A 12,553-nucleotide genomic window follows, 5' to 3' on the forward strand; every position below is an offset into this window, starting at 1 on the left:
ATAACTATAACTCCAAAGTTCGGTATTTTTCTCGTAAGTTATTACGAATAGCAATAGCCGCAAGGTTTAACCCGATGATCACTGTGACAAGTAAAAAAGCCGTTGCATACACTATTGGACGAGCAGCTTCTACATTTGGACTTTGAAAACCCACATCATAAATATGATAACCAAGGTGCATGAATTTTCTGTCTAAATGCAAGTAGGGAGCAACGCTATCAACAGGTAACGATGGCGCTAACTTCACTACCCCTACTAACATTAAAGGAGCCACTTCACCTGCTGCACGAGCAACCGCTAAAATTAACCCAGTCATGATAGCAGGACTTGCCATAGGTAATACGATCTTCCACAAAGTTTCAAACTGGGTAGCACCTAATGCTAATGAACCATGTCGAACCGAATTAGGAATACGACTTAAGCCTTCTTCTGTCGCAACAATCACAACGGGTAAAGTTAAGATAGCTAATGTTAACGCTGACCATAATAAACCTGGCGTCCCAAATGTAGGGGTTGGCAACTCATTAGAATAAAAGAGTTGATCAAGTGTTCCACCTACCACATAAACAAAAAAGCCTAACCCAAATACACCATAAACAATCGATGGCACACCTGCTAAGTTAATTACAGCGATACGGATCAATCGAGTTAACACATTTGGTTTTGCATATTCATGTAAGTATATAGCAGCTATCACCCCCAAAGGCATTACGATAACCGACATTAACAACACTAATAAAATAGTACCAAATATCGCAGGAAACACCCCTCCCTCAGAATTAGCTTCACGCGGAGGTTCTGACACAAACTCATAAACAGACTCAAGCCAATGATACACTTTTTCTTTAATCGTCATCGCATTTGGAAACCAAATATCCAACACGTTATCACTGCTTAGTTGATAGCGTGAACCTTGGCTATCTTCTAGTACCAAATAGCTGTGGCTCAACTGCTTAGATATTGCATCAACCTCGTTATTAAGTGCTTTTTCTTGCGTTATAATTTCATTTTTAGAAAGAGCAGAACTAGGTAAAGCATCTAACAAACGATAAAGTTTATAGCGCTCTTGCTCAAGTAAATCGATCTTTGCTTTTTCACTACGAACCCAAGCTTCGACCTGCTGTCGATTTAACTCAAGACCATTTGATGTCTCTATAATCTTGCCAAAATATTTACCATGCTGAACACGATCTACCACCACGAGCTCTTCTGGTTTACTTACCGTTTTAATTTTATCTTTATCAATATTAATAAAGTCAAAACCATTAATATCTCGGTTCCCAACCTTGATAACAAGTCGATCTCTTTTATCCGCATTCGCATCATGTACTTTTTGTACATCGTATAACTGACCAACAATGACCTTCCCATCAACGGTTTGCCATTGCTGTAATGGTGTTGGCCAAAAATAAGAGAGACCTTTCCAACCAATTAACAGCAAAATACCCAATACCGAAATCATACTGATACTTACAGAACCGGCTGTAAGCCATATCCATGGTGATCCTGATTTTATCCACGTTTTCATTTTTATTTTCATTCAGATACACCTACAAACTGCGGTATTTTTCACGTAACCCTTGGCGGATCCATTCAGCCAATGAGTTAACAAAAAAAGTGAAAACAAACAATAAAAATGCAGCTAAGAACAACATTCTAAAGTGCGTACTACCCATTTCCGACTCTGGCATTTCAATAGCAATATTTGCAGCTAAAGTCCTCATACCCTCTAAAATATTACCGTCCATAATTGGCGTATTTCCGGTAGCCATTAACACGATCATCGTCTCTCCAACGGCTCGACCTAGTCCCATCATCACAGCAGAGAAAATACCTGGACTGGCAGTCAATAACACAACCTTTGTGAGCGTTTGCCACTGTGTTGCTCCCAACGCTAATGAACCTTCAGATAAATGTTTTGGCACAGAGAAAATAGCATCTTCCGCAATGGTATAAATGGTCGGAATGATCGCCGCTCCCATCGCAATACCAACAACCAACGCATTACGCTGATCATACGCAACGCCGTTGTCACCTAAATAATTTCGTAAATCACCACCAAACAACCAATCTTCAATCACATATCCATACTTAAAAGTAAAGTAACCAATTACCACTAAAGCGGGGATTAATAAAATTGCATGCTGCCCACGAGGCAACTTACGCATAATATGAGCAGGTAAAATGTGCCATACAAACGCGATAATAATCATACTTAATGGGAAAAACACCAATATACTAAAGACCGCAATTAAGTTATTTTCGACTATTGGGGCTAACCAAATACCAGCTAATAACCCAATAATCACTGTCGGTAGCGCTTCCATAATTTCAATGGTCGGTTTTACATAACGACGCACATTGGCAGACATAAAATACGCGGTATAAATCGCACTACCTATGGCAATCGGCCCTGCAAAAATCAACGCATAAAATGCCGCCTTTAATGTACCAAACGCTAACGGCATTAAACTAAATTTTGATTCAAAATCATCGTTGGCGGCTGTTGATTGCCAAATATAAGCTGGCTCTGGATAGCCTTCATACCATACTTTCCCAAACACAGACTGAATGCTCACTTCTGGATGAGGATTCGTAATATCAAAACATTTCCATCCAGATTTTGTCAGTGTTATTAATTTTTCACCATTTGGTGGTTGAGTAGCAGCCAAAACAACATCATTAAATAAATGCTGTTTAAATAATGCTTTTTCTGTTGTGGTATGAATTAAGGTCAAATTACCTTTTTCATCAATCACACTTACCCCTTTTCGGTATACCTCAGGAGAAAGTTGCTCGATAGGCGCATCAAAATTAAAGGTTCTAATTAAAGTAAGTGAGCGTTTTTCATGATTAATAGTATCGAACCACTGAGAAAAGCTACCATTATCAAACTGAACAAGTACCGAATGGGCTCCAGCTAATAAAGTGAGTTTTTGTGCCGATTCTTTCAAAGGGATACTTTCACGTAGTGAAGCTTGATGATCATTTAAGCTCCACACTTGCAATTCATGTTGATACAGTAAATAAAGAAAATCATTATTAGGAGTGATCACCATTGAAAGCAGATTTTTTACTTCATTTACGTCATTAAAGTGAATGGGAATAGCCTCCCAAAGCGTGTCACCAGTCATTTGATTAACGCTAGCGTCTAACTCAAAACCAAGAAGACGATTATCTTCCGTTTTAGCTAATACAACGCCTTTATTTGGAGTCAAACTTAAAGCCAGTTGAGTTAATGCTTTTTGTTTATCATCCATTTGAAGCGTAGGAAAGGGAAGGAATGATTCAACATAAGGAATAAGCTGACGCTCTCCTTTAGCATAATTTGTTTGAAAGCCTATTTGAGCAAATTGAACTCGACCTTTTTTATCTCCAAAAGCAAACCAATCTTGGCTCTCAATTGTCGTTGTAAATGCCGTTGGGTTACTTATTATTTGTTGCTCACTCACCTGATTTTTATTAATCAAATCAATAAACTGAACTTTTCCTGATTCATCAATACGGTAAACCATTTTGCCTTGTTCATCAGAGCCAATAGCGAGAGTCGAATGAGTGTAATTCACTGCGTATTGATTTATAGGTTCTACATTTACAGAAGTAAAGATAGGAGAGATCACCGCCAATAAATAAAAACAAATAAGTAGAAGCGCAGCAATGATCCCAACACCACTCGATTTAACCCAGACACGCATAATCAGATCAACAACACGACGCTGTTTATCTCGAGCTCTCTGATTAGGTTTGGCGTATGCCATGATGGGTTAACCTCAATTTTGATAATATGGATAAATGGTATTTTTCATTACAGGGGTGACACTATAATGACAAACAAAACCAATCTAGTTAAGTAGATTAATTTTCGTGTTAGTGTAAATTCAATTTTGATAATTCTTGTAAAACAAATCGCTCAGGAAGCGCAATATAACCATCCTGTTCAACTCTATTTTGTCCTTCTCTAGATAACATATAACGAATAAATTCAGCATCAAGAGGAGGCAACTTCGCTGTTGGTGACTTATTTATATAAATATATAAGAAACGCGCTAATGGGTATTGTCCATTAATAATATTGTCTGTGGTTGGTTCAATATAATCGGTTCCAGTTTTACTGATAGGTAAGAGTTTCACTCCCGACATTTGATAACCAACACCAGAATAACCAATACCATTTAAAGAGGCAGAGATCCCTTGAACAACAGATGCCGATCCCGGTTGCTCATTAACATTAACCTTAAAATCTCCATTACATAGCGCATTATTTTTAAAGTATCCGTATGTGCCAGAGACTGAATTTCGACCAAATAATTGAATTCGATGTTTTGCCCAACTGGTATGCACGCCAAGATCTTGCCAACGATTAATCGACTTTAACGCACCACAACGCAAAGTGGCAGAAAAGATAGCATCAAGCTGGGTAAAATTTAGCCCTTTAACTGGGTTATCCTGATGAACAAAAATTCCGAGAGCATCAATTGCGACTCGGATTTCAGTTGGAGGGTAACCAAATTGTCTTTCAAATGCGGCTTTTTCACTTTGCCGCATTTTTCGGCTCATGGGTCCAAATTGCGCAGTACTTTCAATAAGAGCTGGCGCTGCGGTCGAAGAGCCTGATGCTTGAATTTGTATATGAACTCTAGGGTAAATACGTTGAAAATCTTCAGCCCATAGCGTCATCATATTTGCTAACGTATCAGAACCAATTGAAGATAAATTGCCAGAAATACCCGACACTCTCTCATAAGGAGCAAGTTTCCCCTCATAAGCCAAACCATTATTTGCAAAGCACAACCAAAGTAATCCCACAGGGAACAATCCCTTAAACCACTTTTTAATTCTACTTTGCATATTAATCATGATTCTGTACTTACTTAAAGAATGAGTTTTTTAGGTAATGTAAATGAGAAAGTACTGCCTTTTCCTAACTTACTTTTTATTTCAAGCTGAGAGTCATGATGACTAAGTGCATGCTTAACAATTGCTAGCCCTAATCCACTACCACCCGTTTCTCTAGAACGTGCTTTATCTACACGATAGAAACGCTCCGTCAAACGAGGAATATGTTGCGGCTCTATCCCTTGTCCACTATCGGTAACTTTTAACTCAGCACCACTGAATGTTGATTGCCAATCAACAATAATTTCAGCACCATCTGTTGTGTGTTTTACGGCGTTATACACTAAATTTGAAATAGCACTACGTAATTGATCTTCATCGCCTTTAACTTTGAGATTATGATCAACATTAAAGGTGATTTTATGATTTCTTTCGCCGCTTAGCGCTACGGCTTCTTTCTCTAAAATATCCAACATTGAAGGAACATCTACACTATCTTCTAGCATTGATGTTGCTGCTGCTTCTATTTTAGATAAGGTTAATAGTTGTTCGACTAAGCCTTCCATACGAGACAACTGCTCAGTCATTACACCATGCGCACGATTCCACATAGGTCCAACTAACATGTCAGGATCTTCCGACATTTCCAAATAACCACGAAGAACCGTCATTGGTGTACGTAATTCATGAGATACGTTAGCAAAGAAGTTACGACGCATACCTTCAAGTTGCTTAATTTGAGAAACGTCACGTACCACCATTAGATATTCACCATCACTGTATGGCGCAATACGTATTTCTAACGTTTTATCACTATTGATTGGTGATTTCATATCCAATGGAAAATCAAAATGTTGATCCATCAAATACTGCACAAAATCAGGCGTTCTAATCAAGTTAGTGATCGGTTGACCAGAATCATCAGGCCAACGAAAACCTAATAACGATTGTGCTAATGTGTTACACCAAACGATATTTCCTTCGTGGCGAAAAACCACTACCGCATCAGGTAAGGCTTCTGCACCTTGACGGAATCGACGAATCAAACCTGATAACTCTTTGCGACGCTTCTTATGTCTTTTTTGCAGACGGTACGTCTCATCAAAAATAGGTTCCCAACTACCAGATGCAGATGGAGGCGTCGCCTTTCGGCCTTCATGTAACCAACGTGACATCTTAATTTGGTTATGAAGATGCCAAATTAATAAAATAAAAGAGGCAAGGAACAGCAATGGCCATAGAGCATCAAACAGATACCCTACGATGACCCAAGGAACATAGAAAAAAACCAATTCTCCAATCAATTTTTTCCATGATAGACGTTCAACCATTACCCTTTACCTTACAAAAATTAAATTATGACGCTTGTACAGAGAAGCGATAGCCCGCACCACGAACCGTTTGAACTAAACGATCATGACCTTCTACTTCCAACGCTTTACGTAAACGACGAATATGAACATCTACCGTTCTATCTTCTACATACACATTGGTGCCCCATACGTTATTTAATAACTGTTCACGACTGTATACGCGTTCTTGGTGTGTCATAAAGAAATGCAGCATTTTAAACTCAGTTGGCCCCATATCTAACGGCTTATCATTTGCCGTGACACGATGAGATACAGGATCAAGTTTAAGACCTTGCACATCAATGAGTTCTTCAATTGAAGTTGGAGAAACACGGCGGATCACCGCTTTTAAGCGTGCCATTAATTCTTTTGGTGAAAATGGTTTTGTAATGTAATCATCCGCGCCCACTTCTAAGCCACGAACCTTGTCTTCTTCTTCACCGCGTGCAGTTAACATGACCACAGGGATCTTTTTTGTGAACTCATCACGCTTAAGGTGTTTTATTAAATTAATGCCTGAACCACCAGGTAGCATCCAATCTAGCAAGATCAGATCAGGATAAGGTTCACAAAGTAGGGATAGCGCAGAGTCATAATCTTCTGCTTCGATAGGTTCATAACCTTTTTGTTCTAGTACAAAACACAACATTTCACGAATTGGTGCTTCATCTTCTACAACAAGGATCCTTCTAGCCATTCTCTTTTACCTAAGTTAACCAACAAAAATTGTGAAGCTATTATTAAAGCTAATTATGACACTTTTGTGACTATTGAAAAGAAAAGTTCATATTCTATGCAATGAAAAGTCACTTCGTAGGGATTTCTTTAAGATCCTAAAAACTCTACAAGCATAATCCTTCAAAATTTCATATCATAGGCACACTAAAAAAAGATAGGAATTCAGCATCATGATGTGGTTTAAAAATTGTTTAATTTATCGTTTTACTAAAGAGATTGATCTCAATCCAGAACAACTTGAAAAACAACTGAACGATTTTCGTTTCACGCCATGTGGCAGCCAAGATATGCAAAAATTTGGCTGGGTGACAGCAATGGGCCGACACGGTGATATGCTGACTCACGTAGCAAGCAATAATATTCTTATCTGTGCCAAGAAAGAAGAAAAAATGCTTCCAGCATCTGTTATTAAAGAATCAATGAATGCAAAAATTGATGCGCTTGAAGCAGAACAAGGCCGCCCTCTAAAGAAAAAAGAAAAAGACGCAATTAAAGACGATATCGTGGTTGATTTGCTTCCTCGTGCATTCAGTAAGCACCAACAAACGTATGCGTTAATCCTCCCTGAATCTGGCTTTATCATTGTAGATGCAGGTAGTTACAAAAAAGCAGAAGACGTTTTAGCACTGCTTCGTAAATCTATTGGTAGTCTACCTGTTGTTCCTCTAACATCGACTCAACCAATTGAGAATGCATTAACGGAATGGGTGAAAACAGGCACTTGCCCTCAAGGTTTTGAAATGGGTGAAGAAGCCGAGCTAAAAGCAATTTTAGAAGATGGTGGCGTGATTCGTTGTAAGCAACAAGAACTTGTATGTGATGAGATCCACGCTCACATTGATGCGAACAAAGTAGTGACAAAATTAGCGCTAACTTGGCAAGAGCGTTTAGAGTTTATCCTTGCCGATGACCTGTCTCTAAAACGTTTAAAATTCAGCGATGAAATTAAAGATCAAAACGAAGATATTGGTTTTGAAGACAAAGCAGCACGCTTTGATGCCGATTTCTCTCTAATGAGTTCTGAGCTTGATGCACTTTTACCTGATCTTTTCAAAGCGCTTGGTGGCATTGAAGAGAAAGAGTAAGGCGATACGCTTCGCTAACTATAACGCTTCGCGTCTAGAAACTATAAAAGCAGTGTGCATCCGCTCTTATAGTTTCTAGACGCGTAGCGTATAGTCTCTATGCCTATAACTCTTGTTTAAATACAAATCCCCGCCCTCAACCCTAGCACTTCCCTCACTTTCCATGTAAAATCCGGCCTCCTTCATATCTTCAGTGATATGAACTGACTTGAGATCAGAATACTAAAATTGGGAAGCAATCATGTTTAAACCAGAACTACTTTCGCCTGCGGGCAGCCTTAAAAATATGCGTTACGCGTTTGCCTACGGTGCAGATGCTGTATATGCAGGCCAACCACGTTACAGCCTTCGTGTTCGTAACAACGAATTCAACCATGAAAACCTACAAATCGGTATTAATGAAGCGCACGCGCAAGGTAAAAAACTGTATGTGGTATGTAATATCCAACCACATAACTCAAAGTTAAAAACCTTCATTCGTGACTTAAAACCAATCGTAGATATGGGTCCTGATGCCCTAATCATGTCAGATCCTGGTTTAATCATGATGGTTCGTGAAGCTTTCCCTGATGTAGTTATCCACCTATCAGTTCAAGCTAACGCTGTAAACTGGGCTACTGTTAAGTTCTGGGCTACCCAAGGTGTTGAGCGTGTGATCTTATCTCGTGAATTATCACTAGAAGAAATTGAAGAGATCCGTGAACACTGCCCTGATACTGAATTAGAAATTTTCGTACACGGTGCATTATGCATGGCGTACTCAGGTCGTTGTCTGCTATCTGGTTACATGAACAAGCGTGACCCTAACCAAGGTACGTGCACTAATGCATGTCGCTGGGAATACAAAACAGAAGCAGCAAAAGAAGACGAAAATGGTCAAATCGTTGAAGCTAATCCAACTGGTGTTGAGATCCAAGACGTTGAAGTTCAAAACGAACGTCCAGACAACACTCTAGGCTTAGGTAAACCAACAGACGAAGTAGTTCTTCTTTCTGAATCTCACCGTCCTGAAGAGAAAATGGCTGCATTTGAAGATGAGCATGGTACTTACATCATGAACTCTAAAGATCTTCGTGCAATCCAACACGTTGAGCGTCTAACTAAAATGGGTGTTCACTCTCTTAAAATTGAAGGTCGTACTAAGTCTTTCTACTACTGTGCTCGTACAGCTCAAGTTTATCGTAAAGCGATTGATGATGCCGTTGCAGGTAAACCATTTGATGAAAGCCTAATGGGTACGCTAGAAAGCCTAGCTCACCGTGGCTACACAGAAGGTTTCCTACGTCGTCACACACATGATGCATACCAAAACTACGATTACGGTTACTCTATCTCTGACTCTCAACAATTCGTTGGTGAATTCACAGGTAAACGTCGCGGTGATTTAGCTGAAGTTGATGTTAAGAATAAATTCCTATTAGGTGACTCTGTTGAGATCATGACACCACAAGGTAACCTAACACTGACTCTAGATGTAATGGAAAACCGTAAGAGTGAAGCTGTTGAAGAAGCAAAAGGCAATGGCCACTTTGTTTTCATTCCAGTACCTGCAAATGTGGATCTAGAATACGGTCTTCTAATGCGTAACTTACACACGGGTGAAGATACTCGTAACCCACACGGCAAGTAAGTAATGGCGTTATTGATCAATAAAAAATGCATTAACTGCGATATGTGTGAACCTGAGTGTCCAAATGAGGCAATCAGTATGGGTGATGAGATTTACGAAATTAATCCAGATCTTTGTACTGAGTGTAAAGGCCACTACGATGCGCCAACGTGCCAATCAGTTTGCCCTATCAGTAACTGCGTTATTTCAGATCCAGATAATGTAGAAACAGATGAAGAGTTATTAGAAAAATTCGTTAAGATCCAAGGTCTAGCGTAAAGTAATCATCTCTTCTGAACCAAATAAAAATGCCCAGCGATATCACTATCGCTGGGCATTTTTGTATCAGGCTTACAGAGCTTACTTTTTCACAAGGCCGTATGGCTTACTCATGAATATTTTGGGTTGATTTTGAATCGTTGGGGCAGCATTAGGTGTTTGCCAATCCAATAACATAATCGCTAATACATTCCTATGCTCACCTTCTTTCAAATTAGTACCATTCGACGTTGATGGCACCATATTCTTTTCACGATTAATCGCGTTTTGAATGTGCTTTTGTGTTTTATAGACCACAGGATCATCTTCTAACCCTGCAAGTAAAAAAGTAATACCGACTTCTGCAATAATATCTTCTTTGGTTCTTTTTAAAATGATATCGATATTATTACGCAGGTAATCGTATATCCATTGGTGATCGGACTCTTTAATTGGATGCTGATAATACTGAGAATCCGCCAATAAGATATGAGTCAATCCATAAATCTTATTGCCAAATTGCTGATCAGATAACTGCTCATCTTGAGCATCAGGATAAGTTAATCGAAACGCATCTACAAAGTCATTCACCACATCTTGCTCACCGAGTTGACGTAGCCAATATACTTGATTCGCTAACTGAGCCGCCCACGCTTTAATCATCGCGGGATCTGTTGCGTATTTTTTAAAATCGTAACGACGAATTATTTCTCTTAGCTGTTTATCATTCTTATGCTTCAACCCATATTCATCCGCTCTGGCCATAGAACCCAGTAAATCGACACCTAAGTACAAATATTCAGGCATTGTTTTAGTTGCGTTATAACGCAAAACACTTCGTTCATCCGTATCATCAATATACGTATTTAATCGTTTTTTTGCATAAGCTTGGATTTGCTCTGGTGTATGAACTTCAGAAGAAAATTGATTCAAACGACTTGCCACACGAGCCATATCAGACCAAATCGCAGCGCTATACTTTGGATCCATGGTTTGACGATACATACGCAACCCATAATGACCCGATTTAAAAGCTGGTAATGTATAGAGTTGTGTTTCATAGGTATGACGGATTGAAGCTGCATCTTGAGCAAAACTAGGAACAGTCTTGCCACCTTCCATTATTTCAGCATTTACAAATGTTGAGCTCAACAGCACCAACATACATAAATAAATCGTTCTTTTGAATAACGTCATATATCCCTCTTTATTCAATTCGGCCATAACTTACTGGTTAGATATTAAGCTAAAGAGAATAAAAATAGTCAATTGGGTGTCAAAGAATTGAGACGTTAATTAATAGTAGGCATAAAAAAAGAGCAATGACGCTGACTAGCATCATTGCTCTTTTTTAGTATTTAACGAATAAACTAAATTATTTAGTTAAATCATCAAAGAAGTTTTTCACTCCAGATAAGAAGCCTTCTGATTTTGGATTATGCTTTTTCGCATCTTTACCATCAAAAGATTCTTGGAACTCTTGCAGTAATTCTTTTTGGCGTTTAGTTAACTTAACTGGCGTTTCAACAATAAGTTTAACGATTAAGTCACCTGCACTGTGTGTACGAACGCCTTTCACGCCTTTACCGCGCATACGGAACATACGTCCTGTTTGCGTTTCTAGTGGCACTTTTAAGCTTACACGACCATCAAGAGTAGGAACTTCAACTTCACCACCTAATGCAGCCATCGTAAAGCTTACTGGTACTTCACAGTATAAGTTGTTGCCGTCACGCTCAAAAATATTGTGTTCTTTTACGTGAACTTGTACGTATAGATCACCTGCTGGAGCGCCGTGCTCTCCCGCTTCACCTTCGCCAGATAGACGAATACGATCACCGGTATCAACGCCAGATGGGATCTTAACGTTAAGTGTTTTCGTTTTATGGACTCGACCTTCACCATGACATGAATTACATGGGTCTTTAATGATCTTACCTTTACCGTGACACGTTGGACATGCTTGCTGTACAGCAAAGAAGCCTTGACGCATCTGAACTTGGCCTTGACCGTGACAAGTACTACATGTTGTTGATGATGTGCCTTTCTTAGCACCTGTTCCTTCACATGGGTCACAAGAGACTAAAGTCGGTACTTCAATTTCTTTATCACAACCACGAACCGCTTCTTCTAAAGTCAGTTCCATGTTGTAACGTAAATCAGAACCACGCTGTGCACGTTGCTGACCACCACGGCGACCACCACCGAAGATATCACCAAATACATCACCGAAGATATCACCAAAATCTGCACCGCCGCCGCCAAAGCCGCCGCCGCCCATACCACCTTGTTCAAAGGCTGCATGGCCATATTGATCATAAGCTGAACGTTTTTGAGCATCAGTTAAGATTTCATACGCAACTTTAACTTCTTTAAACTTCTCAGCAGCTGTATCGTCACCCTGATTACGGTCAGGGTGGAACTTCATTGCTAAGCGCTTATAGGCTTTCTTAATATCACGCTCTGAAGCATCACGGCTTACGCCCAACACTTCATAAAAATCACGTTTAGACATGCTTTAGTCACCAATTCTTTTGATACCGCCGGTTACAAGCACCATCGGCATGAGTTCAATCTAGATAATCAGGTTCAGGTTCGAGAATGATTATCTAGATTGACCTAATAATATATCAACCTAAACAAGTACCAACTCATTCTTGCTTGTTAGATATTCA

General features: G+C 39.4%; 10 protein-coding genes. 3 read left to right on the forward strand and 7 right to left on the reverse strand.

Annotation, left to right across the window (positions count from 1 at the left end; genetic code table 11):
- Positions 1 to 4: 4 nt before the first annotated feature.
- The 5 genes from pstA to phoB form a co-directional block, all read right to left on the reverse strand.
- Positions 5 to 1,540: a phosphate ABC transporter permease PstA gene (gene pstA, locus AVFI_RS10545; RefSeq protein ID WP_065597970.1), complete on the reverse strand. Its 1,536-nt coding sequence runs from the start codon at positions 1,538 to 1,540 to the stop codon at positions 5 to 7.
- A 10-nt stretch (positions 1,541 to 1,550) separates the two neighbouring features.
- Positions 1,551 to 3,758 carry an ABC transporter permease subunit gene (locus AVFI_RS10550; protein ID WP_188863566.1) on the reverse strand — a complete coding sequence of 736 codons (2,208 nt, stop codon included), beginning with the start codon at positions 3,756 to 3,758 and terminating at the stop codon, positions 1,551 to 1,553.
- Positions 3,759 to 3,867: 109 nt separating this feature from the next.
- On the reverse strand, positions 3,868 to 4,857 hold the full coding sequence (locus AVFI_RS10555; RefSeq protein WP_054775620.1) for a PstS family phosphate ABC transporter substrate-binding protein: 990 nt from the start codon (positions 4,855 to 4,857) through the stop codon (positions 3,868 to 3,870).
- Positions 4,858 to 4,871: 14 nt separating this feature from the next.
- Positions 4,872 to 6,167, reverse strand: a complete 1,296-nt coding sequence (phoR, locus tag AVFI_RS10560) for a phosphate regulon sensor histidine kinase PhoR (protein ID WP_188863567.1) — start codon at positions 6,165 to 6,167, stop codon at positions 4,872 to 4,874.
- Positions 6,168 to 6,192: 25 nt separating this feature from the next.
- Entirely contained in the window at positions 6,193 to 6,885 is a 693-nt protein-coding gene (phoB, locus tag AVFI_RS10565; protein ID WP_005420619.1) for a phosphate regulon transcriptional regulator PhoB, read from the reverse strand.
- Between the two features lie 214 nt (positions 6,886 to 7,099).
- Between phoB and rdgC the strand changes: the two genes are divergently transcribed.
- The 3 genes from rdgC to AVFI_RS10580 all read left to right on the forward strand — a co-directional run bounded on the left by rdgC (position 7,100) and on the right by AVFI_RS10580 (position 9,899).
- A complete protein-coding gene (gene rdgC, locus AVFI_RS10570; protein ID WP_026029289.1) occupies positions 7,100 to 8,011 on the forward strand; it encodes a recombination-associated protein RdgC in 912 nt (303 codons plus the stop codon).
- A 241-nt stretch (positions 8,012 to 8,252) separates the two neighbouring features.
- The gene (gene trhP / locus AVFI_RS10575; protein ID WP_005420624.1) at positions 8,253 to 9,641 is read left to right on the forward strand and encodes a prephenate-dependent tRNA uridine(34) hydroxylase TrhP; all 1,389 of its coding nucleotides are present in this window, start codon (positions 8,253 to 8,255) and stop codon (positions 9,639 to 9,641) included.
- A 3-nt stretch (positions 9,642 to 9,644) separates the two neighbouring features.
- Positions 9,645 to 9,899 carry a YfhL family 4Fe-4S dicluster ferredoxin gene (locus AVFI_RS10580; RefSeq protein ID WP_005420626.1) on the forward strand — a complete coding sequence of 85 codons (255 nt, stop codon included), beginning with the start codon at positions 9,645 to 9,647 and terminating at the stop codon, positions 9,897 to 9,899.
- 81 nt (positions 9,900 to 9,980) lie between these two features.
- On the opposite strand, the gene AVFI_RS10585 is transcribed toward AVFI_RS10580, so the two are convergent.
- Positions 9,981 to 11,075 (reverse strand): DUF3541 domain-containing protein, encoded by a 1,095-nt coding sequence (locus tag AVFI_RS10585; RefSeq protein ID WP_190395213.1) that lies wholly within the window; start codon positions 11,073 to 11,075, stop codon positions 9,981 to 9,983.
- 178 nt (positions 11,076 to 11,253) lie between these two features.
- Complete coding sequence (dnaJ, locus tag AVFI_RS10590) at positions 11,254 to 12,393, reverse strand: molecular chaperone DnaJ (protein WP_026029290.1); 1,140 nt, start codon at positions 12,391 to 12,393, stop codon at positions 11,254 to 11,256.
- Positions 12,394 to 12,553: the final 160 nt, after the last annotated feature.

Origin of the sequence: Aliivibrio fischeri ATCC 7744 = JCM 18803 = DSM 507 (genome assembly GCF_023983475.1) — a bacterium.
In the GTDB taxonomy this organism is placed as follows: domain Bacteria; phylum Pseudomonadota; class Gammaproteobacteria; order Enterobacterales; family Vibrionaceae; genus Aliivibrio; species Aliivibrio fischeri.

Excerpts from the sequence above, each read along its gene's own strand:
- phoB (WP_005420619.1), bottom strand. The coding sequence starts at position 6,885 with ATGGCTAGAAGGATCCTTGTTGTAGAAGATGAAGCACCAATTCGTGAA.
- phoR (WP_188863567.1), bottom strand. The coding sequence starts at position 6,167 with ATGGTTGAACGTCTATCATGGAAAAAATTGATTGGAGAATTGGTTTTT.
- AVFI_RS10585 (WP_190395213.1), bottom strand. The coding sequence starts at position 11,075 with ATGACGTTATTCAAAAGAACGATTTATTTATGTATGTTGGTGCTGTTG.
- trhP (WP_005420624.1), top strand. The coding sequence starts at position 8,253 with ATGTTTAAACCAGAACTACTTTCGCCTGCGGGCAGCCTTAAAAATATG.
- rdgC (WP_026029289.1), top strand. The coding sequence starts at position 7,100 with ATGTGGTTTAAAAATTGTTTAATTTATCGTTTTACTAAAGAGATTGAT.
- AVFI_RS10580 (WP_005420626.1), top strand. The coding sequence starts at position 9,645 with ATGGCGTTATTGATCAATAAAAAATGCATTAACTGCGATATGTGTGAA.
- dnaJ (WP_026029290.1), bottom strand. The coding sequence starts at position 12,393 with ATGTCTAAACGTGATTTTTATGAAGTGTTGGGCGTAAGCCGTGATGCT.
- AVFI_RS10555 (WP_054775620.1), bottom strand. The coding sequence starts at position 4,857 with ATGATTAATATGCAAAGTAGAATTAAAAAGTGGTTTAAGGGATTGTTC.
- AVFI_RS10550 (WP_188863566.1), bottom strand. The coding sequence starts at position 3,758 with ATGGCATACGCCAAACCTAATCAGAGAGCTCGAGATAAACAGCGTCGT.
- pstA (WP_065597970.1), bottom strand. The coding sequence starts at position 1,540 with ATGAAAATAAAAATGAAAACGTGGATAAAATCAGGATCACCATGGATA.